Here is a 25,488-nt window from a genome sequence, read left to right on the forward strand (position 1 = left end):
AAACGGTAAGACTGCGATTCTAAAGAAGCATCGCCAGCATGGCAGGCTTTTTCGACGGATTAATTGGGGTCAGATCCCAATTAATCCGAAGCCGCATCCCCGTTGGGGCAAGAAACGGGCACTTTGGTCTCCACCCCGTTGCGGTGCACCCAAGGGGCTACAGCAGTGGCGGCCCACAAACCTTTTTTGGCGGTGCGGGCCGCTGTCTGTGCCGCTGCATAGGCTTGGCGCTGCCGGATGTCGATTTCGCATTGGTAGGCTTCGTAATACCAAGCCGCACCCGACGCAACCTGGTTCAAATTGACTGGGCTGCAATCAGACTTGAAGACAGTGCCCACCACCCGGTCGTACTGGTCTTTTTGGGCATAAGTGACGGTGACACTCTGACCCAAGACCATGGCAGCCAAATGCGCGCGTGAGGATGGGCCATAGGCTTGATCCAGTTCGGGGGCGTCGATGCTGGCCAGCCGAATCGACTCGCCGCCCACGGTGATCGTGTCGCCATCGTGCACCGATGTGACCTTGCCGGTGATGCGCTGCGTGCCCACGCTGACGCCGCAATGCGTGTTGCCCGATGCAGGCGCAAAACTCGAGCCTTCCCCGCCGCCGCATGCCGACAAAGCCACCGCAAGAACGAAAAACAAAGGCCTCAACATGGCAGCAGCTTAGCCGAGTCAGGCGGTTGAACGAAGCCTCAAAATTCGGTTCGTCCAAACTTCCATGGCATTGCGCAGGCTAGTGCTGCGAAACCAAGGGAAAATCTTGCGGTCTGCGAATGGAGCTCACAGACAAATCCACATCCAGCTGCGGCCAATACAAGTGGTCCGGCGTTGGCCACTCCACAGTTGTCAACTGCTCAACGGTGGCCTGCTTGAACCATGGGAATTGATCAAAAGGCACAAGCAGCTCCTCATCGCCCAACAGCAGCCAAAAGCCGTGTTTGGACACATTGGTGACTTCAGCCACCGAAGTGGTGATTCCATGCATCTTGAATTTCCTTTAGGTGTAACTCAACGACTGATTGGGCTTCCTTGAGCTGTTTTGTTGACAACCCGGTGGACGTTGAAAGGGCAACCACCGGTGTAAGCCAAAATTTTGCCTCTCCGTCTGGGTGCGCAACATGCACATGGATACGAGACTCTTCTCTCGAAAAGAAGAACAAACGAAATGCGCCATCGCGAACAACAGTCGGTGCCATCAAGGGACTCTAACGGAACTTACCGAAGAAAAGTTGAATTCCAGTCAAACATGATGTATCAGGTGAAGAAGCATGCGGAGGGCTTACTGGGGATCAGATCTGCTCCTCACGAACCTCAAGACCCTCGATAAGTCGAGTAACTCCAGGGGCTGGCCAGCAGCGGCACGTGGTAGTGCTGGTCTTCATGGGCCACGCCAAAGTCGAGGCTGACTTTGTTCAGGAAGTTGGGCTCGGGAAGTTCCACCCCCTTGGCCTTGAAGTAGCCCGCCACATCAAACACCAAGCGGTAAGTGCCTTTGCGCAGGCTGGCGTGGTCGTACAGCATGCCGTCAGGGTTGCGGCCGTCGTGGTTGAGGGTGAAGCTTTTGACCCAAGTGGCCTGATCGCCTTGTGTGGTGTACAGGGCCACCTGCATGCCTGCGGCGGGGCAGCCGTGCATGGTGTCCAGAACGTGTGTGCTCAATCCCATGGTGTGCTCGCTTGTCTTGAATGGGGGTCAAAAAAGGGGGTTTTGGCAAGGCTTTGAAAAGCCCTTTAAACCAGTCGACCGAAGTGTATACAATTTTGCATTTGGTGGCTATGATTTACGCCACCGACACAAAAACACCCGGGCCAACAGCCCCAAGGGACCGCGAGACATGGAAACCTCCACCACGCACCACATCGTCGAATCGCTGACCCGCGCCATCGTGGAGCACCGGCTTTTGCCCGGCTCCAAACTGGCCGAGCAAAAGCTGGCCGACCACTTTGGTGTGTCGCGCACGCTGGTACGACAGGCGCTGTTTCAGCTGTCGCAAAACCGTTTGATCAAACTCGAACCCGCACGCGGGGCGTTTGTGGCCGCCCCATCGGTCGAAGAAGCCCAGCAGGTCTTTGCCGTGCGCCGCATGCTCGAAGCCGAGATGACCCGCGCCTTTGTGCAGCAGGTCACGCCTGAACAAATCGTGGCCCTCAGAGACCACATCAAACAAGAGCGCGAAGCCGTGACGCAGGGCGACATCACCGGCCGCACCGAGTTGCTGGGCGACTTTCATGTGCGCATGGCCGAGCTCATGAACAACGACGTGCTGGCCCAGGTGCTGGGCGAGTTGATCTCGCGCTGCGCGCTGATCACGCTGATGTACCAGTCGCGCAACGAGGCAGAGCACTCGACCGACGAGCATGTGGCCATCGTGGCCGCGCTGGAGGTGCAGGACTCGGACTTGGCCGTGCGCCTGATGCACGAGCACCTGCTGCACGTCGAGGCCAGCCTGACCTTTGACCGCAAAGTGCCCACGCACGACATTTCTCTGGCCCTGGCCTGAACCTTTGAGCACCCGCAAGAGCACAGCATGAGCACCTACGACAGCACCCTCCCCTACCCCCGTGACTTGAAGGGCTACGGCCGCCATGTGCCGCATGCACAATGGCCCGGTGGTGCCCGCGTGGCCGTGCAGTTTGTCTTGAACTATGAAGAAGGCGGCGAAAACTCGGTGCTGCACGGCGATGCGGGCTCCGAGCAGTTTTTGTCCGAGATGTTCAACCCTGCGTCATTCCCCGAACGGCACATCAGCATGGAAGGCATTTACGAATACGGCTCGCGTGCTGGCGTGTGGCGCTTGTTGCGCGAGTTTGAAAAACGCGGCCTGCCGCTCACGGTGTTTGGTGTGGCCACCGCGCTGCAAAAGCACGAGGACGTGACCGCCGCATTCAAGGAACTGGGCTACGACATCGCTTGCCACGGCCTCAAGTGGATCCATTACCAACATGTCGATGAAGCCACCGAGCGTGCCCACATGGCCGAGGCCATGGACATTTTGCAAAAGCTGACCGGTGAACGCCCTATGGGCTGGTACACCGGGCGCGACAGCCCCAACACGCGCCGCCTGGTGGCCGACTTTGGCGGCTTTGAGTACGACAGCGACTACTACGGCGACGACCTGCCGTTTTGGATGAAGGTGCGCAAGTCGGACGGCACCGATGCGCCGCAACTGATCGTGCCCTACACCCTGGACTGCAACGACATGCGCTTTGCCCTACCCCAAGGCTATTCACACGCCGACCCCTTCTTTCAATACATGAAGGACACCTTTGACGCGTTGTATGCCGAAGGTGACCCGAATGGTGACAACGCCCCCAAGATGATGAGCATCGGCATGCACTGCCGCCTGCTCGGCCGCCCAGGGCGCATCACCGCGCTGCAACGCTTTATGGACCACATCCAGTCGCACGACAAGGTGTGGGTGGCGCGGCGCATTGACATTGCACGGCATTGGAAGGCCGTGCATCCCTATGCCGACTGAAAACACTGGATCGCCACGCTTCGCTCGCGATGACGTTTCTACCGTCATTGCGAGGAGCGCAGCGACGCGGCAATCCATGTATGGCTTGGCTACGCTCGCCATGACATTTCAAAAGTACCCAGGAACAACATGCCTTTGACCCTTGAACAACTCAACAGTGCATCACGCGAAGACGCTTCGCAGATGCTCGGCGGCCTGTACGAGCACTCGCCGTGGATCGCCGAGCAGGCGCTGAACGAACGCCCCTTCACTTCGCTGGCCCACCTCAAGCACACCATGTGCGAAGTACTCGCACATGCCGGGCGCGACGCGCAACTGGGCCTGATCCGCGCCCACCCCGAGTTGGCGGGCAAGGCCATGGTCAGCAAGTCGCTCACGGCCGAATCGACCCACGAACAAACCAAGGCGGGCCTGACCGACTGCACGCCCGAAGAGTTCGCCAAAATCCAGAAGCTCAACGCCGACTACAACGCCAAATTTGGCTGGCCCTTCATCCTGGCGGTGCGTGGCCCGCGTGGCGTGGGCTTGAACAAAAAACAGATCATCGACACCTTTGAGCGCCGCCTGTTCGGCCACCCTGACATTGAGTTGCAAGAGTGCCTGCGCAACATTCACCGCATCGTCGAGATCCGCCTGAACGACAAGTTCGGTGTGGAACCCACTCTGGGCCACCAGGTCTGGGACTGGCAAGAACAACTGGGGCAGCACAGTGATCCCGGCTTTGCCGAACTGGGCCAACTCACCGTCACCTACCTCACCGACGCGCACCGCGCCTGCGCCCAGCGCATCACACAAAACATGCGCGACTGCGGCTTTGACGAGGTCTATACCGATGCGGTGGGCAACGTGGTAGGTCGCTACCACCCCGCCACAGCGGGTGCCAAATACCTGATGACGGGCAGCCATTACGACACCGTGCGCAACGGCGGCAAGTACGACGGGCGCTTGGGCATCTTTGTGCCCATGGCCTGCGTGCAGCAGCTGCACCAACAAGGCAAACGTCTCCCCTTCGGCATCGAAGTCGTGGCCTTTGCCGAAGAAGAAGGCCAACGCTACAAAGCCACATTCTTGGGCTCTGGCGCACTCATTGGCCAGTTCAACCCCGCTTGGCTGGACCAGCAAGATGCCGACGGCATCACCATGCGTGCGGCCATGCAACACGCGGGCTTGAACATCGACGACATCCCCAAAATCCAGCGCGACGCGGCGCAGTACCTCGGCTTTATCGAAGTGCACATCGAACAAGGCCCGGTGCTCAACGAAGTGAACATCCCGCTGGGTGTGGTCACCTCCATCAACGGCAGCGTGCGCTACCTGTGCGAGGTCTTCGGCACCGCCAGCCACGCAGGCACCACCCCCATGGACCGCCGCCGCGATGCGGCCTGCGCCGTGGCCGAACTGGCTCTTTACATGGAGCAACGCGCTGCCCAAGACGGCGACAGCGTGGCGACGATTGGCCAGCTGCAAGTGCCCAACGGCTCGATCAACGTGGTGCCCGGGCGCTGCCTGTTCAGCCTGGACATGCGTGCGCCCACCGATGCACAGCGCGACGCGCTGGTGGCGGATGTGATGGCGCAACTCGACCAAATTGCCGAGCGCCGTGGCGTGCGCGTCAAAGCCGAACTGACCATGAGCGCCGCCGCCGCGCCCAGCGCCCCCGCGTGGCAAGCCCGCTGGGAACGCGCCGTGAGCGCCTTGGGCGTGCCGCTCTTCAAACTGCCCAGCGGCGCAGGCCACGACGCGATGAAGCTGCACGAAGTCATGCCACAAGCCATGCTGTTTGTGCGCGGCGAAAACGGGGGCATCAGCCACAACCCACGCGAATCCACCACCAGCGACGACATGCAACTTTGCGTCGACGCCTTCACCCATGTTTTGAACCAACTCTCTCAGGAATTGTCATGAGCGCTACCCACGTCAACCACGAACAACAATACCAACAACTCGACGCCTGGATCGACGCGCACTTTGACGAACAGGTCAAGTTCTTGCAGGCGCTGGTGCAGGCGCCCACCGACACCCCACCCGGCAACAACGCGCCGCACGCCGAGCGCACCGCCGAGCTGCTCGCGCCCATGGGCTTTGTGGCCGAAAAGCACCCTGTGCCTGCCTCCGAAGTCAAAGCCTACGGCCTGGAGTCGGTCACCAACCTGATCGTGCGCCGCAAATATGGCGAAGGCAAAACCATTGCCCTGAACGCCCACGGCGACGTGGTGCCCCCCGGCGAAGGCTGGACGCACCCGCCCTACGGCGGCGAAATCCACAACGGCGCGATGTACGGCCGCGCCACCGCCGTGAGCAAGTGCGACTTTTCCACCTTCACCTTTGCCACCCGCGCATTGGAATCGCTGAACGCCAAGTTGAAGGGCGGCGTGGAACTGCACTTCACCTACGACGAAGAATTTGGCGGCGAAATGGGCCCCGGCTGGCTGCTGGCCAAGGGCCTCACAAAGCCTGATTTGATGATCGCGGCAGGCTTCAGCTACCAAGTGGTCACCGCACACAACGGCTGCCTGCAAATGGAAGTGACGGTGCATGGCGAGATGGCCCACGCCGCCATTCCCGACAGCGGCACCGACGCCCTGCAAGGCGCGGTGCACATCCTGAGCGCTCTGCACGCCCTCAACACGCAATACCTGAAGGTCACGTCCCAAGTCGAGGGCATCACCCACCCCTACCTGAACGTGGGCCTGATCGAAGGCGGCACCAACACCAACGTGGTGCCCGGCAAAGTCAGCTTCAAACTCGACCGCCGCATGATCCCCGAAGAGAACCCGGCCGAAGTGGAAGCCAGCATCCGCCAAACCATTGCCGACGCAGCCGCCAGCTTCAAGCCCCCACGCGGCGGCAACACACTGCAAGTGGACGTGCGCCGCATGCTGCTGGCCAACGCTATGAAGCCACTGGCGGGCAACCAACCGCTGGTCAGCGCCATCCAGAAACACGGCGAACAAGTCTTCGGCGAAGCCATCCCCGCCTTGGGCACCCCGCTCTACACCGACGTGCGCCTGTACGTGGAACGCGGCATCCCCGGCGTGATCTACGGCGCAGGCCCCCGCACCGTGCGCGAGTCCAACGCCAAACGCGCCGACGAGCATGTCGAGCTGGAAGACCTGCGCCGGGCGACCAAGGTGGTGGCGCGGACGTTGCTGGATTTGCTGGCTTGAAACTGAAGGTGCTTACGCACCTTGAGAAAGCACGCTTAACTTTTCAACTTCAGCGCCACGCCATTTTTCCTTTTAAGGTGAACGCCATGGGCAAAGCAGTGAACATCCATGATGGGCTTTACGGCCAAGCCAAGGCCCATGCCATGGCTGGGGGTCAAACCATCGCTGAACAGATCAATCTCTGGGCCATGGTTGGTAAAGCTGGGCTCGACAACCCAGATTTACCAACCGCTTTTGTTCGCGATCTGATCCTTGCACGCAGGCAAAATCCCGAGTTGACTACGCCGTTTGTGCCCGCTTCCACCTACCTTGAACGAAATGACCTCACCTGACCTCACCACCCTGCGCCAGCGCGTGCAGGCCTGCACCACCGACCAGGACGTGGCCGATTACCAGCGCGATGGCGCAGTGTGCATCCGCAACTTGTTCACCCCCGAAGAAGTGGCCCTGCTGCGTGACGGCATCGAGGCCAACCTGGCCCACCCCAGCCCACGCGGCATGGTGGCCAGTCGGCCGGACGACCCGGGTCGGTTTTTTGAAGACTTTTGCAACTGGCAGGACATCCCGCAGTTCAAGCGTTTCATCTTTGACACACCCTTGGCCGCCCTGGCCCAGCGCCTGATGCAAAGCCAGACGGTGCGCCTGTACCACGACCACCTGCTGGTCAAGGAGCCCGGCACGCGCCAGCGCACGCCTTGGCACCAAGACCAGCCCTATTACAACGTGGACGGCCTGCAAAACATCAGCTTCTGGATTCCGGTGGACCCGGTGTCCCGACCGTCCACGCTGGAGTTTGTCGCGGGCTCACACCGTGGTCCCTGGCTCATGCCACGTACCTTCATGACGAACCAGGCCAAGTGGTTCCCCGAAGGCTCGCTGACGGAGTTGCCCGACATCGACAAGCACCGCCAAGACTTCCCCATTCTCGGCTGGGACCTGCAACCGGGTGATTTGGTGTGTTTTCACATGCTCAGCCTGCACGCCTCAGCAGGCGTGGACGGCACGCAGCGCAGGCGCGTGTACTCGGTGCGCTTTTTGGGCGACGACATGACCCACTCCCCACGACCCTGGGTGACTTCGCCGCCCTTCCCCGGGCTGGACCAGGAACTACCCGCCGGGGTGCCGATGGACCATGCGCTATTTCCGCTGATGGCGGCTTGAAAACTCTTCATTATTGATCCGGCACGCTGAAGTTTGAAATGCGTAAGACATGTCATCTCGTAGGTCGGCACTCGCAGAGTCCGACGTTATTGGTTTCGGCACAGGCCCATGTCGGGGTCTTCGACCACCGACCTACAACAGCTTTGCGCATTGAAAACTTCACAGGGCCGAATCAATAGACAGTGCACTTGCGCCCTTTCTGAGCGGCAACAGTATAAAAAATTCAGGGAAATTTTCTGAATTATTGATCTGGCACGCTGAAGTTTTAAATGAGCGAGAAATGTCGTCACTTAGGTCGGTACTCGAAGAGTCCGACATGATGGGTTTCGGCACAGGCCCATGTCGGGGTATTCGACCGCCGACCTACAACATCTTTGAGCATTGAAAACTTCATGGGGCCGCAGAAAGATCGAAATCCATGAATACCGTCACGTTTTAATCCGCTTGAGTGCAGGTGACCGCGACCGCGAGATCACACGCCTAGGCCTCATGGGCCACGTCAAAGTCGCCGAGTTTCGCGCTCTGGCTTTGAGTCTGGGGTGGCTTGAGCCTGCCGCGCCACTGCCCGATGTGCAAACCATCGCCCAAAGCCTGAACACCAAAACCAAACGACCCGCCTGCACTGTCTCCAAGCCCAACCCTTGGCGTGCTTTCATTGAGCGCTTCATGGACGCTGGCGTCGTAGTCAAGGCCATTCACGCACCAGAAGCCTTGTGCGGGCGGAGGAGGCCGGCATCAGGCCGCACCGATGTGCGGCACCAGTGCGGCCAGCGGCTGACCCATACGCTGCGACGCGGTGAAAGCCAGCATCCGGTCTATCGGCAGGCGGGCGCGCGCACCCAAGGCAGGGTCCACTTGCACTTGCGGGCTCAATGTTTGCAACACCTGTGCCACGCCAGCCAGTCCGTTCATCGCCATCCAGGGGCAGTGCGCGCAACTTTTGCAAGTGGCGCTGTCGCCAGCCGTGGGGGCTTCGATAAACACCTTGCCGGGGTTCAGCGTGCGCAACTTGTGCATCATGCCGCTGTCAGTGGCCACTATGAATTCCTGGGCATCCATCTCGCGAGCCGCCTTGAGGATGCCCGCGGTCGAACCTACCGCGTCGGCCAATGCGATCACATCCGCAGGTGATTCCGGATGCACCAACACCTTGGCCTTGGGGTGCTCCTTCTTGAGCGCCTCAAGCTCAAAGGCCTTGAACTCGTCGTGCACGATGCAGCTGCCGTTCCACATCAACATGTCGGCGCCTGTTTCACGCTGGATATAGGCGCCGAGGTGGCGGTCAGGTGCCCACAAGATTTTCTGGCCCTGCGCCTTCAATGCCCGGACGATGTCCAGCGCGCAACTCGACGTCACCAGCCAGTCGGCACGCGCCTTCACGGCGGCGCTGGTGTTGGCATAAACCACCACTGTGCGGTCCGGGTGGGCGTCGCACAAGGCGCTGAATTCGTCTGCCGGACATCCCAGATCCAGAGAACAGGTGGCGTCGAGGTCGGGCATCAGGACACGTTTTTCAGGTGAGAGAATTTTGGCGGTCTCGCCCATGAATCGAACGCCCGACACCACCAGTGTGGTCGCCGCGTGGTCGCGCCCGAAACGCGCCATCTCCAGCGAATCACTGACCAGCCCGCCGGTTTCTTCGGCCAGGTCTTGCAGGTCGGGGTGCACGTAGTAATGCGACACCAAGACGGCATGGCGCTCTTTGAGCAAGCGGCGGATCTGGTCCTTGAGCGCTGCGCGTTCGTCAGGCGGCGGTTCCATCGGAACGCGTGCCCAGGCATGTCGCATCGGGTAGAAAGGCTGCTCATAGTCAATGCGCACCAGGGGCTGGACAGGAACACTTGCAGTGTCACGCATGGTGGGCCTCACAGCTGCGTCAAGCGCATGGAAAAATCAATCGCTTGGATGTTTTTGGTCAGGGCACCGACCGAAATGCGGTCCACCCCGGTGGCGGCAATGTCGGCCACCGTGTGCAGCCCGACGCCGCCCGATACTTCCAAAATCGCCCGGCCCGCCGTGAGGCGCACCGCCTCGTGCAGCTGCGCCAGGTTCATGTTGTCGAGCAACACCATTTGAGCGCCTGCCGCGAGTGCTTCGTCCAGCTGATCCAGGCTCTCGACCTCGATCTCTACAAAACTTGCACGAGCAGCCACTTCGGCAGCACGCTGCAAAGCAGCTGTGACGCCACCGGCAGCAGCAATATGGTTTTCCTTGATCAACACCGCGTCGTACAGGCCGATGCGGTGGTTGCTGCCACCGCCGCAACGCACAGCGTATTTTTGGGCCAGCCGTAAACCGGGCAGGGTTTTGCGGGTGTCCACAATGCGCGCACGATTGCCTGGCACCTGCTCCACCGCCCGCACATAAGCAGCGGTTTGCGTGGCCACTGCGCTGAGCAGTTGCAGGAAATTGAGCAAGGTACGCTCACCGCTGAGCAGTGCGCGAGAATTGCCCTGAATTTCCAGAATGACCTGGTTGGCGCTGCACGACTGGCCATCTCGTACATACCAAACCAGTTCGGCCTGCGGGTCCAGGCGCAGCAATGTCGCCTCTACCCAGAGCCGACCACAAATGACCGCGGCCTCGCGCGCCATCACCCGGGCCTGGCTGCGTTGCCGAGGGTCCACCAGGCCAGCCGTCAAGTCTCCGGTCCCGAGGTCTTCATCCAGCGCCCGAATTGCATCGGCGTGCGCATGCAGTGCCAGGGTGTCATCTTCAAAGTATTGGTCATTCACTTGATGTCGTGGCCTCATACAAAAGTCAGTAGCTATTGATCTGGCACCATGAAGTCTGCAGGGTGTCTTCCATCTTGAATTTTGTGGGCGCTAGCCCTGCTGGCGATCAGACGCTTGTGGACCACTGGCTTTTCGCTTGGCTGCAAGCTCCCACAAAAATTCTCCCAACTGGCAACACAGGGCTCAGACCTCATCGCGCCGAATCAACAGCATAGCTGCTTCGCACCCTGTCCTACAGTTAGCTCGCTATCGGAGCAATAGACCTGAGGGCAGACCTCAGCTGGCTGTCACATTAACTTTGGTGGTTCGGGCTGCTTGTCGTTGCGCTTAGCAAGTCGGGGGGCTCCAAGCCCTGCAGGCCGCTGAATTAGGGTGACAAAGCGAATGGCGCTGCGCTGATAACGACGAGCGAGTCCATGCGTTGGGTGAACTGCCGTCCAGAAGCCCGTGGATGCCCTCGACTAGACTTCACAGCATTTCAACGCCGTGCAGATTCCCGCATCCTCCCCGCCACCCCAGATACCCGATACGAAGTGTGTATCGCTCCAATGAACAACGACATGTCCAGCGTTTTTGAACAACCCGTCACCCTGCATCGCCCGCGACAGAGCGTCACACCCCGCCCCGAAGCCCGATGGAGCGTTGACGCCATAGAAGCATTGTTTGACCTGCCTTTTCCAGAGTTGATGCACCAGGCCCAAACCGTGCACCGTGAAAACTTCGACCCTTCACGCGTTGAATTCGCCACCTTGCTGTCGGTCAAAACCGGCGGGTGCCCGGAAGACTGCAACTATTGCCCGCAAGCGGCACGCTTTGACACCGGCGTGGAGGCCACCAAGCTGATGGAGCCCGACGAAGTGCGCCAAGCCGCGCAGCGCGCCAAAGAAGCGGGGGCCACACGCTTTTGCATGGGTGCTGCCTGGCGCGCGCCGAAAGACCGCGACATTGAAAAAGTCGCCGAGCTGGTGCGCACGGTCAAAGCGCTCGGGCTTGAAACCTGTGCCACCCTGGGCATGCTGGAAGACGGGCATGCACAGACGCTGCAAAACGCTGGCCTTGACTACTACAACCACAACCTCGACAGCGCGCCAGATTTTTACGGTGACATCATCACCACGCGCAACTACCAGGACCGGCTCGACACCCTGGCACGTGTGCGCGATGCAGGTGTCAAGGTTTGTTGCGGTGGCATCGTCGGCATGGGCGAAACTCGGCGTCAGCGTGCTGGCTTGGTGGCCGAGTTGGCCAATCTCTCACCCTACCCCGAGTCGGTGCCAATCAACAACCTTGTGAAGGTCGAAGGCACACCGCTGGCCGGTCAGGAGGCGATGGACCCGTTTGAATTCGTGCGCACGATTGCTGTTGCGCGCATCACCATGCCCAAGGCGCGTGTACGCCTGTCGGCTGGCCGCCAGCAGATGGGCGACGCGGTGCAGGCCCTGTGTTTCCTCGCCGGTGCCAACTCGATCTTTTACGGCGAGAAGCTGCTGACCACAGGCAACCCCGACACGAACGCCGATGTGGCCTTGCTGCAACGCCTGGGTATGACGCGTTCTGCACCTGAGGGCAAGCCTGAAGTCCCCACTTGCAAGCGATGACCCAGCTTCAAATCATGGTTTTGACGAATATTTTGATCGACAAGATATGCAGCCATGTGTACAGCAAGGTGTTGGGTTGAAGTACCTTCATCACAATGCCAATCAGCACGAAGGTGGACACGACGCACCAAATTGACGTTTTGACCCTGTTCTCGCGGTTGCACAATCATTTATTGAAGCGCAGGTGCTGTTTTCCACTTCAACAACAACTCGACCTGCCAAAGGATTTTGTACAAGTGGCCCAGTGGCGCTCGACCGCCTCAATTCACACCGAACTCAATATCCACCCTATCGGACTTGTTGCGTCGAAACGAGTCATTGATCCAATTTAGATACGCCAAACACGAGACGAGGTGCTAAGGTTCAATTGCCTGCCGTCTTGTGGGAACCGAAAGTCCGGGCATAGGCGCAGTTGAACTTGGCGCCTACCAGCAAGATCTGGGCTGACAAGTAGACCCACAGCAGCACCATCACGAGCGAGCCGGCCGCGCCGAAACCCACGCCACACCACGCGGCGGGCCAGTCGGCGGGCATCACAGCGTGTCGGCACCACCGGCCGACGCCAGGCAGACCTGGGTACCCGCATGGCCTGCGAGCATGTCCTCGATGCGGTCGAGCGATCCGATCACGGCGCGCCGACCCGTGGCGAGCACGAAGGCGCATGCCGCCTCCACCTTCGGAGCCATTGAACCTGCTGCGAAATCGTGCCCGGCCAAGGCCTGCGGGGTCACCTGGCCGATGGCGCGCTGGGTGGGCTGGCCCCAATCGAGGTAGACCTCTGACACATCGGTGGCGATGACCAGAACGTCGGCCTGCAATTCACGCGCGAGCAGGCTGGTGCACAGGTCCTTGTCGATCACGGCTGATACCCCCTGCAGACTCTGATCGCCACCCTTGCCGGTGCGAGCAACTGGAATGCCTCCACCACCCGCTGCGATGACGAGTGCGCCGTGTTCCAGTAACCAGCGTATCGCCTGCAACCCGAGCACACGCACCGGCAACGGCGAAGCGACCACGCGTCGGAAGGCTTGGCCGTTCGGTGCCATGACCCAGCCCTTGTTCGCAGCCACGCGCTCGGAATCGGTCTTTGAATACACAGGGCCGATCGGTTTGGTGGGGTGCTGGAACGCCGGGTCCTGAGGATCGACTTCTACCCGCGTGATGAGCGTTGTCACCGTGCGCGTGGCCGGCAGCCGGTTGGCCAGTTCCTGCTCCAGCAGGTAGCCGATCATGCCGTCGGTCTGTGCACCCAGCACGTCCAGTGGATAGGCCTCGACCTTCACGTAGGCGGCGGCTTGTAGCGCCAACAGACCCACCTGGGGGCCGTTGCCATGCGTCAGTACCAGGTCGTGCTGCAGGGCAACCCTGGCCAGCTGCGCGGCCGCTTTGCGGATGTTCTCCAACTGGTTGTCGGCCGTGGGCAGCTGGTCGCGCCGCAGCAGCGCATTGCCGCCCAGTGCGACGACCACCTTCATGACGGTGCTCCGCTCGCGCTCATCCGAGCGTGGCCACCAAGAGGGCCTTGATGGTGTGCATGCGGTTTTCAGCCTGGGTGAAGACGACCGAGGCGTCAGACTCGAACACCTCATCGGTGACCTCGATTTCGCTCAAACCATACTTCTCATGCACCTGGCGACCGACTTCAGTATCCAGGCTGTGAAAGGCGGGCAGGCAGTGCATGAACCGCGTGCGCGGCTTGCCGGTGGCCTGCATCAAGGCGCTCGTCACCTGGTAGGGCAGCAGTTGCTTGATGCGCTGCTGCCACACCGATTGGTCTTCGCCCATGGACACCCAGACGTCGGTGTAGAGAAAGTCTGCGCCGACCACGGCTTTGAGCGGATCTGTCTCCAGCGTGATGCGTGCGCCGGTGGTGCGGGCCAATTCGCGCATCTGTGCTACCAGCTCAGGCGGCGGCTGCAGCGCGGCGGGCGAGCAGATGCGCACGTCCATGCCCATCTGCGTGCCGCCCACCAGCAGCGAGCTGCCCATGTTGAAGCTGGCGTCGCCCAGGTAGCAAAAGCTCAGATCGTGCAAAGGTTTCTCGCCGAACTCCTGCATCGTCATCAGGTCGGCCAGGATCTGCGTCGGGTGCGCTTCATCCGTCAACCCGTTCCACACTGGCACCTTGGCAAAACGCGCCAATTCCTCAACCACACTTTGGTGGAAACCTCGGTATTCGATGCCGTCGTAGTAACGCCCGAGCACGCGGGCCGTGTCCTTGAGCGATTCCTTGTGGCCCAGCTGGGAGCTGCCGGCATCCAGGTAGGTCACGTGCCCACCTTGATCGTGCACGGCCACCTCGAATGCGCAGCGCGTGCGTGTCGAGGGCTTCTCGAAGATCAGCACAATGTTCTTGCCTTTCAAGCGTGGCAGTTCGTTGCCCACCGCCTTCGAGCGCTTGAGCTCAGCTGCCAGGTCGAGCAAAAAGCGAATGTCATCAGGCGTGAAGTCCTTCAGCGCGAGCAGACTGCGGTGATGAAGGTTGAAACTCATGCGGCACTTTCGTCAGGGGATGGAAGGTCAGAGCGCGTCGCGCTCGATCGGGCACGACATGCAGCGGCTGCCGCCGCGCCCACGGCCGAGTTCGGAGCCGGAGACGGTGATCACTTCGACCCCGGCCTTGCGCAGCAAGGTGTTGGTGTGCGTGTTGCGCGCATAGCCGATCACCACGCCAGGCGCCAGTGCCAGCAGGTTGTTGCCGTCGTCCCATTGCTCGCGTTCGGCTTGCCAAGCGTCGCCGCCGGTGGCTACCGCGTGCAGCTTCGGCAGGTTCATGGCAGAGGCCACGACGCCAAGAAAAGACCCTGTCTCTGTGCGCACGTCCAGACTGCCCTCGCGCTCGCCAGGCCGCAGGCTGTGAACGCGGATGGTGTCCACCATTTCCGGGAAGGTCGTCACCAAGTCCACGTCGCAGAAGGTGAACACAGTGTCCAGGTGCATGGCGCCGCGCGATTTGGGAATCTGTGCGGCCAGCACGCGTGTGGCGGCACCGCGCTTAAACAGCGCCCGCGCCAGCTGGCTCACAGCCTGCGGCGAGGTGCGCTCGCCCATGCCCACCATCACCACGCCTTGGCCCAGCGGCATCACGTCGCCGCCTTCCAGCGTCGCGCCGCCGTGGTCTTCATCGGGGTCTCCCCACCAGGTGGTGACCTTGCCAGTGAACAGCGGGTGGAAGCGGTAAACGGCGGCCGTCAGTAAGGTCTCTTGTCGGCGCACGGGCCAGTACATCGGGCACAGCACCACGCCTTCACCGATCCAGCAACTGCTGTCGCGGCTGAACAGCGTGTTGGGCAGGGGCGGCAACAGGAAATCGGTGGCCGAGGAAAACCGAGCCAGCAGACCCTCGGGCTCAAACGGCAGCTCGGCGCGGGCCAGACCACCGATCAGGTGCTCGGCCAGGTGCATGGGCGGCAGGCCTTCCAGCCAGGGGCGCAGCTGCAAGGCCAGCTCGATGTCCACAGTGCCCGGGTCGAGTTTGCGGTCGAGCAGCCAGGTGCGGGCCACCGGGTCGGCCACGACAGTGGCCAGCAAATCGTGCAGCTCCAGGACCTCGACATCGCGGTTGAGCATCGCATTGGTGAAGGAGTCATGGTCGTTGCGTGCCTGAGACACCCACATGACGTCGTCAAACAGCAGTTCACGGCAGTTGGCAGGCGTCAGGCGCCGCTGCGCCAGCCCGGGTCGGCACACCAGCACGCGGCGCAAACGGCCGACTTCGGAATGCACGCCTGAGCTCATGAGATTGACTTTCTGTAGGCTTGAAGGAAGAGCGTGCTCATAGACCCAGCTTTCCTGTGGCCAGCAACATGGCCGCCACGACCGCCAGCGCCACCAGCGCGGCCAGGATCGCCCACTCCCAGACCGTGAACACGCGCTCGTGGCGCTGTCGCTTGGCCCAGGCGTACAGCAGCGCGCCCGGTGCGTAGAGCAAGGCGCTCAGCAGCAAATACTTCAAGCCTGCGGCGTACAGCAGCCACACACAGTACAGCGTGGCCAGTGCAGCAACGGGCGTGTCGCTGCGGCGGCGGGCCGTCTGGACGCCCTCCCCCCGCCAAGCCAGCGAAAGACCATAGGCTGCGCTGAACAGGTACGGCAGCAGGATCATCGCAGTCGCCAGCGAAATCAACGCCAAGTAAGAAGCCTTGGAGAACAGCGTCAACAACAAGAACAACTGCACCATGCCATTGGTCAGCCACAGCGCGTTGGCGGGTACGCCTTTGCTGTTGGGTTGTGCCAGCCACTTGGGCATCACACCACCCATGGCTGGCGTGAACAGCGACTCGGCGGCCAACAGCATCCAGGCCAGGAAGCCACCGCCCACCGAGACGATCAGGCCGACGTAGATCAGCATGGCACCCCAGGTGCCGACGGCACTTTCCAGCACACCGGCCATGGACGGGTTCTTCAGCCCCGCCAGCGCGGGCTGGGTGAACACGCCCAGCGACAGCAGCGACACTGACATCAGCAGCAGCAGGCAGATCAGGAAACCGATGGCAGTGGCACGACCCACGTCCTCGCGCTTCCTAGCTCGCGCCGAATACACGCTGGCGCCTTCGATGCCGATGAATACCCACACCGTCACCAGCATCGTGCTCTTGACTTGGTCAATGACCGAGCCGAGCTGTGCATCACCCCAGAAGTCGAGGCGGAAGGTGTCGACCTGGAAGGCCATGGCCACCAGCACGATGAACAGCAGCAGCGGCACGATCTTGGCCGCAGTGACCACCGCATTCAGCACTGCGGCGCCCTGAATGCCGCGCAGCACCATGAAGTGGATGCCCCACAGCACCACAGAAGCGCCAGCGATCGCCGCAGGCGAATTGCCTGTGCCAAACACCGGAAAGAAGTAGCCCAGCGCACCAAAGGCCACCACCAGATAGCCGACGTTGCCAATCCAGGCGCTGACCCAGTAGCCCCAGGCGGAATTGAAGCCCACATACTCGCCCAACAGCGCACGGGCATAAGCGTAGACGCCGTTGTCGAGCTCGGGCTTGCGCAGCAAAAGCATCTGGTACACGCGCACCAGCAGCAGCATGCCGATGCCGGTGACAGTCCACCCAATCAGGATGGCACCCGCTCCCGCACCCGCAGCCATGTTCTGCGGCAGACCGAAGATGCCGCTGCCGATGATGGAGCCAACCACAAGCGCCACCAGCAGCCCCAGGCCCAGCTTGGCAGGGCCCGCTGCTGGTGATGAATGAGGTATGGCTTCTGGGCTATTCATTCGTCCCATTAAGCCTGCTGATGACTCAGCCCATTGACCTGGCCAGCACCGTACTCGCTAAGACCAGCGCCACTTCAGGGGTGGTGCTTGCCAAAAGACGCACAGAGATGCCGCCGCGTGCAGGTGATCCGTCCAGCCCACTTTGCAACTCACAGGCGATGGTGATCGGCACCACGTCTGGCTTGTCTTGGATGGGCATCAGCTGCCGGATGAGGCCGTCGTTGAGGGGGACGTTCGTGATCAGCATGCACACTCCAAGAAGCGAAGAAAGAGTCAAGGTAGCGCCCTGGCTGCCCTCGGTCTGTTCGCTGTCGAACCCATGGTTTCTGGTTTGTGGTGCCATTGGGGAGCGCCCTGCAAGCGAACTCGGCGGCAACATCGAACTGTTCTTCGTCAATGCCTCTTTTGGGGTTGGTGTGAGACCTAAGCGTCAGTATGGCTTGTCAGCAACGTCCACTTGTTGGAACTCAACGCGGACTCAACCACCTTCTCGATGAAGCGCACTCCTCTAACCCCGGAGTCAATCTGGGGGTAGCCGGCAGCCGCGGGCGTCGTGGGTAGTCCCTGCAGCCGTGCACGAATGTCTTCAGCTACGCCTAGATAAATATTGGCAAATGCCTCAATGAAGCCTTCGGGGTGTCCCGCGGGCAAGCGCGACGCTTTCATTGCGGATTCACATAGACCATGGGATGCTGTTGTAAGGACTGAGGCGGGCGCACCAATGGCCGAGTGCCATAGTTGGTTAGGGGTTTCTTGAGACCAACTGAGGCTGCCTTCGGTGCCATGAACACGCAGCAAAATGCTCGCGTCGTCGTCTAGCGTGCGTCCGGCCCCCATGGTGCTTAGGTCTGCGCACAGGGACTCTATGGTGAGTCCGGTTACGGTGGTGAGCAGGTTTTCGGCGTGGGAGCCAATGTCACCCATGGCACCTGCAATACCGCCCAACGCAGGGTCTACCCGCCACGCTGCCTGCTTGCTGCCGCTGGATTCAGCAGCACCTGCGAGCCAGCCTTGTTGGTATTCGACCACGACCTTTTGTACGCTGCCAATGGCACCACTTTGCACCATATGGCGCATTTGGCGGATCATGGGATAGCCTGTGTAGTTGTAGCTCACTGCAAATACTTGACCTTGGCGTTGAACAGCTCTTTGCAGGTCCAAAGCTTGCGCGCTGGTGTGCACCAGTGGTTTGTCGCAAACGACATGGAAACCTGCATCCACAAAGGCTTTGGCTATAGGGTAATGAAGGTGATTGGGAGTGACGATGGACACAAAGTCGATTCGGTCTTCTGGGCTGCGTCGCAGCTCGTCAGCCAGCAACTCTTGCCAACTGCCATGGTTGCGGTCATCGGCCAGAAACAGGTCTCGGCCAGAATCGCGGGCCTTCTCGGGGCCACTGGAAAGGGCACCGGCTACCAAGTCAATCTGGCCGTCCAGCGCAGCAGCCTTGCGGTGCACGGCACCGATGAAGGCGTCGCGGCCGCCACCCACCATGGCATAGCGCAGGCGGCGTGAGGTGTGAGCAAGTGTCATAGAGCTTATTGATCTTTGGCGAATACGGCATCAAACGCACCGGTAGCCGGTTTGAAATCTAGGCGCTTGCAGAATCCTGCGCTCTCGGTGGCGCCGTGCACGCGGTCCATGCGGCTGTCTTCCCACTCCACACTCAGCGGGCCGGCGTAGCCAATGTCGTTCAGCGCGACGATGATGGATTCGAAATCGATCATGCCTCTGCCCACGCTGCGAAAGTCCCAAGTCCGGCGCGCATCGCCAAAGCTGGTGTGGCCGCCAAATGTGCCCACGGTGCCGTCTCCCTTACCCCACCAGGCATCCTTCATATGCGCGTTGTAGATGCGCTCGGGGAAGGTACGCAGAAAGCGGATGTAGTCCACCCCCTGGTAGGCCAGGTGGCTGGGGTCGAAGTTGAAGCCAAAGCGGCGGTGCTGATTCACCGCGGCCAGCGCGCGCTGGCTGGTGGCAATGTCAAACGCAATCTCGGTGGGGTGCACCTCCAGCGCAAAGTTCACGTCCACCGACTCAAATACATCAAGGATGGGCGTGAAGCGCGTGCCGAAGTCAACAAAGCCTTTGTCCCAATAGGCCTGGCTGGTGGGTGGGAAAGCGTAGATGGAATGCCAGATGGACGAGCCGGTAAATCCGGTCACGGTCCTCACACCCAACTTCTTGGCGGCCCGAGCGGTGTCCTGCAGTTCGGCAGCAGCGCGGCGACGCACGCCTTCGGGTTCGCCATCGCCCCACACATGGGCCGGCAGTATGGACTGGTGACGTTCATCTATCAAATCGCACACAGCCTGACCCACTAGGTGGTTGCCAATAGCCAGGCACTGCAGGCCGTGACGCGCCAGCAGGTCTCGCTTGTCTTGCACATACATGGGGGAGGCCAGGGCCTCCTGCACATTGAAATGGTCGCCCCAGCAGGCGAGTTCCAGGCCGTCGTAACCCATGCATTGGGCCAACGGGGCTAGCTCGGACAAGGGCAGGTCGGCCCATTGGCCGGTGAACAAGGTGACAGCTCTTGCCATGTAGAAGCTCCAAAAATGGGAGAGAAAGCCTGAGTCAGTTGGCTATGGTTTTGATAGCTGTTTGCGCACACCAACGAGGGCTACAGGCCTCTTTCTTCAATAAAACACCAGATGCCTTAGAAAGGTGAGTCTGGGAAATAGAAGTTCTTCGCGTTTTCCTTCGTGATCAGCACCGACGGGATGATGGTGGTTGCAGGCAGCTTGGCACCCTTCAGGCGGGCTTCTGCGGTCATCTTCACTGCGTCGTAGATGAATTTGGGCGAATATGACACGTTGGCCTGGATGCGGGCATCGCTACCGTCCATTAAGGTCTTGATCGAACCCTTGGCACCGGCACCACCGAATACCAGTTTGATGTCAGTACGCTTGGCCTGGTCGATAGCCTTGAGCACGCCTACCGACATGTCGTCGTCCGCAGCCCACACCGCGTCAATCTGCGGGAAGCGGGTCAGGTAATCTTGCATGACCTTGAACGCATCGTCGCGGTTCCAGTTGCCGTATTTGGCGTCCAACACCTTGATGCCGGGGAAGGCCTTCAGGCCAGTGTTAAAGGCGTCGTTGCGTTCGTTGTCCAAGTTGGAGGCAATGCCGCGCAACACCACCACATTGCCCTTGCCGCCCAATGCCTTGCCAATATAAGCGGCAGGCACTTGACCAAAGGTGGTGTTGTTGGGTGCCACATAGGCGTCTTGCGCGCTGGTATCTGTGAGGCCACGGTCCACCACTGTCACGTACACGCCCTTGCCCTTGAGCTGGGCCACGGGCTTGGTCAGGGCTGCGGATTCGAACGGCAACACCACCAGCGCGTTGATCTTATTCACGGTCAGCAAGTCCTGCAGCTGGTTGGCCTGCTCAGGAGAGCCGCTGGCCGTTTTGACGATGATTTGCAGGCCGGGGTTGGCTTTTTCAAGATCGGCCTTAGCCTTGTTGGCCCAGAACACCACGCCTGACATGAAGCTGTGCGTCGCGGCCGGAATGGATACGCCCAGCACGACTTTCTCCACAGCGAAGCTGGTAGTGCTGGCCAATGTCGCAAGGGTCATGGCGGTCATTGCGAGTCTGCGTGTGAATTTTTTCATTTCAGATATCTCCGGTTGCAGGTTGAGAAAAACAGCTGTTGCTGTGGTTGGGGAAATGAGGGGAGCGCGGGGCTTGTCATCTCTTGCTGCGCTGCATGAATGCCACAGCGATGATCACGAAGCCTTGCACTGCAGCGTTGAGGTAGACGCTGAGGATGCTGGTGAGGTTGAGCAGGTTGCTGATCACGGAGAGCAGCACGGCTCCCACCACAGTGCCCGTGATGGTGCCCGCCCCCCCTTTGAGCGCGGTGCCGCCCACAATCACGGCAGCAATTGCTTCCAGCTCCCAAAGCAGACCCGTAGTGGGCGAGGCTGAGCCCAGCCGTGGCACATATAGAAGTGTGGCAATGCCCACGCACACGCCCAACAGCACATAGGTCAGCACCTTGGTGCGGTCCACGTCCACTGCAGCGTATCGCGACACTTGTTCGTTGGAGCCAATCGCCTGGACATAGCGCCCAAAGGTGGTGCGATTCAGAATGAGGCCGCCCAACAACGCCACGGCCAAAAACACCCACACGGGAATGGGAATACCCGCCATGCTGCCGTAGTACACCGGGCTGTAGATGTCGGTGAGGTCGTTGTCAAGCGTGATGGCACCTCCGTTGGAGAAGTACGTCAGGTAAGCGCGGAAGATGCCCAGAGTACCCAAGGTCACGATGAAAGGCTCGATGCGCCCTTTGGTGATCAACAGGCCGTGTGCCAGCCCAAACGCCGCTCCCAGCAACAGGGCCAGCGCCATACCCAACCCCACGGTTCCTACTGGAGAACCGAGCAGCGGCCCCAGGTAGTTCATAGCAAGGATGACACTGCCCGCAATCAGCGCGGCCATGGAGCCTACCGACAGATCAATGCCGCCGGACACAATGACAAAACACATGCCCACGGCAATGATGCCAATGAAGGCGGTGCGTGTGAGTACGTTGGTGATGTTGTCGAACGTAGCGAAGTTGTTGTTGAGCAGCGTGCCCACCACGCAGAGCAGCACCAGGCCAATCACCGGACCCATACCTTGAAGTTTGGCAAGCCATTGGCTTGCGTTGGCTGTCATCGTGGTTTTAGTGGGTTCCTGTGGCATGGGCGATAAGCTCCTTTTCGTTGAGTTGTTGGGATTCCAGAACGGTTTGCAGCCGTCCCGCGCGCATCACCGCCACGCGGTGACACAGGCCAATCAGCTCCATGAGCTCGCTGGAAATAATGACGACAGCCAAGCCTTGACTGGCCAGTTTCTGAATCAGCAAATAGATGTCCCGTTTCGCGCCCACATCGACGCCACGGGTGGGTTCGTCCAGCACCACGACCTTGGGCCCGGGGTGCAGCACTTTGGCTAGCGCAACCTTTTGCTGATTGCCGCCTGAAAGGCTGGAGGCCTTGATGTGCAGGCTACCCGTGCGTATTCCAAATTCGTCCACCGCGTGGGCCAGCGCCTGATCTTCCAGCGCGGGCTGCAGCAGTGGCGTGGCGTAGCGCTCAAGCGCCATGAGGGTCAGGTTTTCGCGCAGGCCAAAGTGCACGTGCAGCCCCTTGCCTTTGCGGTCTTCGCTGAGATACGTCAAACCAAAGCGCACTGCGTCGCGCGGGTTGCGAATGTTTTGGGTCTTGCCGTGGATTTCCACCGTGGCAGAGCTGCAGGTACGCAGGCCCATGATGCCTTCGAACAATTCCGTGCGGCCTGCCCCCACCAGGCCGGCAAATCCAAGAATTTCCCCTGGGCCTATTTCGAAGCTTACGTCCTGCGCCCAGCCCGGCACGCTCAGGCCCTGCACGCGTAACGCCGGAGTGGTGGCAGCAGGCGGTGAGGCCTTGGGCGGGAAGAGGTCGGCTAGCTCACGGCCCACCATCAGGTTGGCCATCTGTTGGCGGCTCAGGCTGGCCGTGGGTTGCTGCGCCACACAGCGACCGTCGCGCATCACCACTACCTGGTCTGTCATGCGCTCCACCTCGTCCAGCTTGTGCGAGATAAAGACCAAGGTCACTCCCTCGCTTTTGAGCTGGTGCATCAAGCCAAACAAGCGCTCGGTCTCGGTAGGAGTGAGTGTGGCCGTGGGCTCGTCCATGATCAGCAAACGTGCCTTACGCAGTAAGGCGCGGGCAATCTCCACGAGTTGCTTCTCCGCCACGATCAGTTCTTTCACCCGGTTGTTCACATCGGCGATGAGCCCGACTTGCGCAATAGCGTTCTGCGCCTCAACCCGCATGGTGTCTTCGTCCAGCAGCAAGCCGCCCCAACCTCGTGTTTTTTCGTGTCCAAGAAATAGGTTTTGCGCAATCGTGAGGTCTTCAGCCAGACTGAACTCCTGGTGGATCAACACAATGCCCTGTTCCTCTGCGTCGCGTGAGCTGGCAAATGTCAGGGCTGAGCCGTTGACCAGCAGGCTGCCGCTGGTGGCGGACTCAAACCCAGCCAATATCTTCATCAGCGTGGACTTGCCTGCGCCGTTTTCGCCCAGTAGGCCCAGAACCTTGCCTGCAGGCAAAACAAAGTTCACGCCGTGTAGCACCTGTACCAGACCAAAGGACTTGGTAGTTCCGCGAAATTCAATCTCCAAGCTCATGTCTTGGCCTATCGGTGTTTCAATGTTTCTTGCATGGCCAGTACGCCAGCACCCACCACACCTGCGCGCTCGGCCAGCGGTGTGTACTGGATCTCCAGGTGCCGTGTAGACAGGGCAAGCGAACGTTGGTACACGCTTTGCCGCACCGAAGCCAGCAACTGTGGCCCCAAGCGCGTCAGCCCCCCGCCGATGAACACGTGCGAGGGGTTGAAGAAGTTCACCACTGAGGCCAGCATTTGCCCGATATGGTTGCCCGATTCCTGAATGATGCGGTTGGCCGCAGCGTCGCCGTTGCGGCTAGCCTGCCCCACCAGCTCCGGCGTGAGCAGACCATTGGCTTCTAGTGAGGCTGCGAGCAAAGCGCTTTCGCCTGAGGTCGCTGCTTGTGTGGCCAAGCGCACGATGGCCGGAGCCGCGGCCATCACCTCCAAACACCCCAGCTTGCCGCAGTGGCAGCGCGGGCCGTCAACGTCGACACAAATATGACCTACGTCACCAGCCGAACCATTGGCACCGCGATGCACCTCACCATGGCAGACGATGCCGCAACCAATGCCTGTGCCTACCTTAATGACCAGGAAGTTTTGCAACCCACCTTGCAAACGCCAAAGTTCTCCCAACGCCATCAGGTTGACGTCGTTATCTACAAATGCAATGGCGTTGTATTCCTCACGTAGATAGTCGCGAATCGAGAAGCTGTCCCATTCAGGCATCAGAGGTGGATCAACCAACTGTGCACTTTCAAAATCAACAGGGCCAGGCACCCCCATGCCGATCGCTATGACCTGCTTTTCGTTGTAGCCACACTGGGCCAGCAGTTGCCTTAGAAGCAGGCGTAAACGCGCCAACACCACGCCTGGTCCGGCACGTACATCGGCGGCCTCGGTGTGTCGCGCCAGAACGCTGAGGTCGGGGCGCAGTATGGCAAGGTCCATGCTGGTAGCCCCCAAGTCCACCCCAATCAAGACACCCAGCTCAGGGCTGAAGGTGAGCGTTTCTGGAGGGCGACCTCCCGTTGATCTGCGCAAACCAGACTCTTGCAGCATGCCAACATCCAACAATCCCGCGATCAGGGTGTTTGTCTTGCTTTTGGAAAACGCCAAACGATCAGACAACGCATAGCGTGAACCGGCCGTTTTCAAGCTAGTTGTCGCATTTATTTTGGTGGTTCAGGCTGGTTTTCGTAAGTTTTTATTCTCCGTGGGTTTAGGGGTATGGGGATTGAGGTGGACTTCGTTGACCGGGTGCCAATTGCGTGCAGTTGCGGACCATCGGTTCGGATTGGCCTGTCGTGCAGCAGCGTAAACATCCTCGCGCTTTGCAAGCATTGGCCCGTCAAGCCCTGCGTGGCGCTGAGTTGGGGTTACAAAACGAATGGCGCTGTGCCTGTGCTCGGTGTTGTACCAATGGACCAAATCTGTCACCCAGCGGCGCGCATGCAAGATGTCGGTAAAGGGCCCCAGAGGTAGCTGCGGGCGGAACTTGAGAGTTCGGAACAGCGATTCCGAGTAGGGGTTGTCATTGCTGACTGAGGGCCGACTGCGCGAAGGCGTGATACCCAAGCGCCACATTGTCGCCAGCATGGTCTCACCCTTCATCGGCGAGCCATTGTCTGAATGCACCGTGAGCTGCCCTTCGGGAATGCATTGGCGCTCGCAGATATCACGAAGCAAATCGGCGGCCAGCTGTGCGCTCTCACAATCAAATACCTGCCAGCCGACAATTTTTCGGCTGAAGATATCCACAAAAAGGTAGAGGTAGAAATGCATTCCTCGCACCTGAGTGGGCAAATAGGTAATGTCCCAACAATAGACTTGATCGGGCTCGGTAGCGACCAATGCGCGCGGCTTGCTCACCTTGCGCGGCACACGCTCCAGGCGGCGATGGCCCATCTGCTGGGCGCAATGGAGCAGTCGGTACATCGTCGATTCACTGCACACATACTT

General features: G+C 60.3%; 26 protein-coding genes and 1 pseudogene. 7 read left to right on the forward strand and 20 right to left on the reverse strand.

What is annotated here, in order from left to right; all coding sequences use genetic code 11:
* Nucleotides 1–80 precede the first annotated feature (80 nt).
* The 4 genes from H663_RS31865 to uraH all read right to left on the reverse strand — a co-directional run bounded on the left by H663_RS31865 (nt 81) and on the right by uraH (nt 1,667).
* Nucleotides 81–656, reverse strand: coding sequence for a thermonuclease family protein (locus H663_RS31865; RefSeq protein WP_053174898.1), 576 nt, complete (start codon nt 654–656; stop codon nt 81–83).
* Nucleotides 657–735: 79 nt separating this feature from the next.
* Nucleotides 736–987, reverse strand: a complete 252-nt coding sequence (locus H663_RS31870) for a DUF2442 domain-containing protein (protein ID WP_053174896.1) — start codon at nt 985–987, stop codon at nt 736–738.
* Nucleotides 959–1,198, reverse strand: coding sequence for a DUF4160 domain-containing protein (locus tag H663_RS42515; RefSeq protein ID WP_083451275.1), 240 nt, complete (start codon nt 1,196–1,198; stop codon nt 959–961). The genes H663_RS31870 and H663_RS42515 overlap by 29 nt, the downstream gene beginning before the upstream one ends.
* Before the next feature lie 115 nt (nt 1,199–1,313).
* On the reverse strand, nt 1,314–1,667 hold the full coding sequence (uraH, locus tag H663_RS31880) for a hydroxyisourate hydrolase (RefSeq protein ID WP_053174892.1): 354 nt from the start codon (nt 1,665–1,667) through the stop codon (nt 1,314–1,316).
* 169 nt (nt 1,668–1,836) lie between these two features.
* On the opposite strand from uraH, the gene H663_RS31885 reads away from it, so the two are divergent.
* From H663_RS31885 to H663_RS31910, 6 genes are all read left to right on the forward strand, one after another.
* The gene (locus H663_RS31885) at nt 1,837–2,502 is read left to right on the forward strand and encodes a GntR family transcriptional regulator (RefSeq protein WP_053176832.1); all 666 of its coding nucleotides are present in this window, start codon (nt 1,837–1,839) and stop codon (nt 2,500–2,502) included.
* Nucleotides 2,503–2,529: 27 nt separating this feature from the next.
* Nucleotides 2,530–3,480, forward strand: coding sequence for an allantoinase PuuE (puuE, locus tag H663_RS31890; RefSeq protein ID WP_053174889.1), 951 nt, complete (start codon nt 2,530–2,532; stop codon nt 3,478–3,480).
* A gap of 129 nt (nt 3,481–3,609) precedes the next feature.
* On the forward strand, nt 3,610–5,385 hold the full coding sequence (uraD, locus tag H663_RS31895) for a 2-oxo-4-hydroxy-4-carboxy-5-ureidoimidazoline decarboxylase (RefSeq protein WP_053174887.1): 1,776 nt from the start codon (nt 3,610–3,612) through the stop codon (nt 5,383–5,385).
* On the forward strand, nt 5,382–6,647 hold the full coding sequence (locus H663_RS31900) for a M20 family metallopeptidase (protein ID WP_053174884.1): 1,266 nt from the start codon (nt 5,382–5,384) through the stop codon (nt 6,645–6,647). The genes uraD and H663_RS31900 overlap by 4 nt, the downstream gene beginning before the upstream one ends.
* Nucleotides 6,644–6,979 (forward strand): TA system antitoxin ParD family protein, encoded by a 336-nt coding sequence (locus H663_RS31905; RefSeq protein ID WP_240620504.1) that lies wholly within the window; start codon nt 6,644–6,646, stop codon nt 6,977–6,979. The genes H663_RS31900 and H663_RS31905 overlap by 4 nt, the downstream gene beginning before the upstream one ends.
* Entirely contained in the window at nt 6,966–7,808 is an 843-nt protein-coding gene (locus H663_RS31910; RefSeq protein ID WP_053174881.1) for a phytanoyl-CoA dioxygenase family protein, read from the forward strand. Before H663_RS31905 ends, H663_RS31910 begins: the two co-directional genes overlap by 14 nt.
* Before the next feature lie 480 nt (nt 7,809–8,288).
* Here H663_RS31910 and H663_RS31915 read toward each other — a convergent pair whose 3' ends face one another.
* The 3 genes from H663_RS31915 to nadC form a co-directional block, all read right to left on the reverse strand.
* Nucleotides 8,289–8,507 carry a hypothetical protein gene (locus H663_RS31915; RefSeq protein WP_116695863.1) on the reverse strand — a complete coding sequence of 73 codons (219 nt, stop codon included), beginning with the start codon at nt 8,505–8,507 and terminating at the stop codon, nt 8,289–8,291.
* Between the two features lie 36 nt (nt 8,508–8,543).
* Complete coding sequence (gene nadA / locus H663_RS31920) at nt 8,544–9,596, reverse strand: quinolinate synthase NadA (protein ID WP_240620510.1); 1,053 nt, start codon at nt 9,594–9,596, stop codon at nt 8,544–8,546.
* Nucleotides 9,597–9,673: 77 nt separating this feature from the next.
* Complete coding sequence (nadC, locus tag H663_RS31925; protein ID WP_053174875.1) at nt 9,674–10,561, reverse strand: carboxylating nicotinate-nucleotide diphosphorylase; 888 nt, start codon at nt 10,559–10,561, stop codon at nt 9,674–9,676.
* Between the two features lie 542 nt (nt 10,562–11,103).
* Here nadC and bioB point away from each other — a divergent pair.
* Nucleotides 11,104–12,141 (forward strand): biotin synthase BioB, encoded by a 1,038-nt coding sequence (bioB, locus tag H663_RS31930; RefSeq protein ID WP_053176828.1) that lies wholly within the window; start codon nt 11,104–11,106, stop codon nt 12,139–12,141.
* Between the two features lie 363 nt (nt 12,142–12,504).
* Here bioB and H663_RS41625 read toward each other — a convergent pair whose 3' ends face one another.
* The 13 genes and pseudogenes from H663_RS41625 to H663_RS31990 all read right to left on the reverse strand — a co-directional run.
* Nucleotides 12,505–12,675: a hypothetical protein gene (locus tag H663_RS41625; protein WP_165803905.1), complete on the reverse strand. Its 171-nt coding sequence runs from the start codon at nt 12,673–12,675 to the stop codon at nt 12,505–12,507.
* Nucleotides 12,675–13,616, reverse strand: a complete 942-nt coding sequence (arcC, locus tag H663_RS31935) for a carbamate kinase (protein WP_053174872.1) — start codon at nt 13,614–13,616, stop codon at nt 12,675–12,677. Before arcC ends, H663_RS41625 begins: the two co-directional genes overlap by 1 nt.
* A gap of 19 nt (nt 13,617–13,635) precedes the next feature.
* Entirely contained in the window at nt 13,636–14,634 is a 999-nt protein-coding gene (gene argF / locus H663_RS31940; RefSeq protein ID WP_053174868.1) for an ornithine carbamoyltransferase, read from the reverse strand.
* A gap of 27 nt (nt 14,635–14,661) precedes the next feature.
* Entirely contained in the window at nt 14,662–15,879 is a 1,218-nt protein-coding gene (locus tag H663_RS31945; RefSeq protein WP_053174865.1) for an arginine deiminase, read from the reverse strand.
* Nucleotides 15,880–15,916: 37 nt separating this feature from the next.
* Nucleotides 15,917–17,365 (reverse strand): arginine-ornithine antiporter, encoded by a 1,449-nt coding sequence (gene arcD / locus H663_RS31950; protein WP_240620506.1) that lies wholly within the window; start codon nt 17,363–17,365, stop codon nt 15,917–15,919.
* 25 nt (nt 17,366–17,390) lie between these two features.
* Nucleotides 17,391–17,612 carry a hypothetical protein gene (locus H663_RS31955; protein ID WP_053174860.1) on the reverse strand — a complete coding sequence of 74 codons (222 nt, stop codon included), beginning with the start codon at nt 17,610–17,612 and terminating at the stop codon, nt 17,391–17,393.
* 176 nt (nt 17,613–17,788) lie between these two features.
* The gene (locus H663_RS31960; RefSeq protein WP_053174857.1) at nt 17,789–18,898 is read right to left on the reverse strand and encodes a Gfo/Idh/MocA family protein; all 1,110 of its coding nucleotides are present in this window, start codon (nt 18,896–18,898) and stop codon (nt 17,789–17,791) included.
* 5 nt (nt 18,899–18,903) lie between these two features.
* Nucleotides 18,904–19,908 (reverse strand): sugar phosphate isomerase/epimerase family protein, encoded by a 1,005-nt coding sequence (locus H663_RS31965; RefSeq protein WP_053174854.1) that lies wholly within the window; start codon nt 19,906–19,908, stop codon nt 18,904–18,906.
* A gap of 116 nt (nt 19,909–20,024) precedes the next feature.
* Nucleotides 20,025–20,960, reverse strand: coding sequence for a substrate-binding domain-containing protein (locus tag H663_RS31970; RefSeq protein ID WP_240620511.1), 936 nt, complete (start codon nt 20,958–20,960; stop codon nt 20,025–20,027).
* 103 nt (nt 20,961–21,063) lie between these two features.
* Nucleotides 21,064–22,038, reverse strand: a complete 975-nt coding sequence (locus H663_RS31975) for an ABC transporter permease (RefSeq protein WP_240620507.1) — start codon at nt 22,036–22,038, stop codon at nt 21,064–21,066.
* A gap of 7 nt (nt 22,039–22,045) precedes the next feature.
* On the reverse strand, nt 22,046–23,542 hold the full coding sequence (locus H663_RS31980; RefSeq protein ID WP_053174845.1) for a sugar ABC transporter ATP-binding protein: 1,497 nt from the start codon (nt 23,540–23,542) through the stop codon (nt 22,046–22,048).
* Between the two features lie 8 nt (nt 23,543–23,550).
* Nucleotides 23,551–24,684: an ROK family protein gene (locus H663_RS31985; protein WP_240620508.1), complete on the reverse strand. Its 1,134-nt coding sequence runs from the start codon at nt 24,682–24,684 to the stop codon at nt 23,551–23,553.
* A 126-nt stretch (nt 24,685–24,810) separates the two neighbouring features.
* Nucleotides 24,811–25,488, reverse strand: a pseudogene (locus H663_RS31990) (IS3 family transposase); the annotation flags it as partial.

The organism is Limnohabitans planktonicus II-D5 (assembly GCF_001270065.2).
GTDB classification, from domain to species: Bacteria; Pseudomonadota; Gammaproteobacteria; order Burkholderiales; family Burkholderiaceae_C; genus Limnohabitans_A; species Limnohabitans_A planktonicus.

Coding starts and splice junctions, on each gene's coding strand:
- H663_RS31865 (WP_053174898.1), bottom strand. CDS start 656: ATGTTGAGGCCTTTGTTTTTCGTTCTTGCGGTGGCTTTGTCGGCATGC.
- H663_RS31870 (WP_053174896.1), bottom strand. CDS start 987: ATGCATGGAATCACCACTTCGGTGGCTGAAGTCACCAATGTGTCCAAA.
- H663_RS42515 (WP_083451275.1), bottom strand. CDS start 1,198: ATGGCACCGACTGTTGTTCGCGATGGCGCATTTCGTTTGTTCTTCTTT.
- uraH (WP_053174892.1), bottom strand. CDS start 1,667: ATGGGATTGAGCACACACGTTCTGGACACCATGCACGGCTGCCCCGCC.
- H663_RS31885 (WP_053176832.1), top strand. CDS start 1,837: ATGGAAACCTCCACCACGCACCACATCGTCGAATCGCTGACCCGCGCC.
- puuE (WP_053174889.1), top strand. CDS start 2,530: ATGAGCACCTACGACAGCACCCTCCCCTACCCCCGTGACTTGAAGGGC.
- uraD (WP_053174887.1), top strand. CDS start 3,610: ATGCCTTTGACCCTTGAACAACTCAACAGTGCATCACGCGAAGACGCT.
- H663_RS31900 (WP_053174884.1), top strand. CDS start 5,382: ATGAGCGCTACCCACGTCAACCACGAACAACAATACCAACAACTCGAC.
- H663_RS31910 (WP_053174881.1), top strand. CDS start 6,966: ATGACCTCACCTGACCTCACCACCCTGCGCCAGCGCGTGCAGGCCTGC.
- nadA (WP_240620510.1), bottom strand. CDS start 9,596: ATGCGACATGCCTGGGCACGCGTTCCGATGGAACCGCCGCCTGACGAA.
- nadC (WP_053174875.1), bottom strand. CDS start 10,561: ATGAGGCCACGACATCAAGTGAATGACCAATACTTTGAAGATGACACC.
- bioB (WP_053176828.1), top strand. CDS start 11,104: ATGTCCAGCGTTTTTGAACAACCCGTCACCCTGCATCGCCCGCGACAG.
- H663_RS41625 (WP_165803905.1), bottom strand. CDS start 12,675: ATGCCCGCCGACTGGCCCGCCGCGTGGTGTGGCGTGGGTTTCGGCGCG.
- arcC (WP_053174872.1), bottom strand. CDS start 13,616: ATGAAGGTGGTCGTCGCACTGGGCGGCAATGCGCTGCTGCGGCGCGAC.
- argF (WP_053174868.1), bottom strand. CDS start 14,634: ATGAGTTTCAACCTTCATCACCGCAGTCTGCTCGCGCTGAAGGACTTC.
- H663_RS31945 (WP_053174865.1), bottom strand. CDS start 15,879: ATGAGCTCAGGCGTGCATTCCGAAGTCGGCCGTTTGCGCCGCGTGCTG.
- arcD (WP_240620506.1), bottom strand. CDS start 17,365: ATGAATAGCCCAGAAGCCATACCTCATTCATCACCAGCAGCGGGCCCT.
- H663_RS31955 (WP_053174860.1), bottom strand. CDS start 17,612: ATGCTGATCACGAACGTCCCCCTCAACGACGGCCTCATCCGGCAGCTG.
- H663_RS31960 (WP_053174857.1), bottom strand. CDS start 18,898: ATGACACTTGCTCACACCTCACGCCGCCTGCGCTATGCCATGGTGGGT.
- H663_RS31965 (WP_053174854.1), bottom strand. CDS start 19,908: ATGGCAAGAGCTGTCACCTTGTTCACCGGCCAATGGGCCGACCTGCCC.
- H663_RS31970 (WP_240620511.1), bottom strand. CDS start 20,960: ATGACCGCCATGACCCTTGCGACATTGGCCAGCACTACCAGCTTCGCT.
- H663_RS31975 (WP_240620507.1), bottom strand. CDS start 22,038: ATGACAGCCAACGCAAGCCAATGGCTTGCCAAACTTCAAGGTATGGGT.
- H663_RS31980 (WP_053174845.1), bottom strand. CDS start 23,542: ATGAGCTTGGAGATTGAATTTCGCGGAACTACCAAGTCCTTTGGTCTG.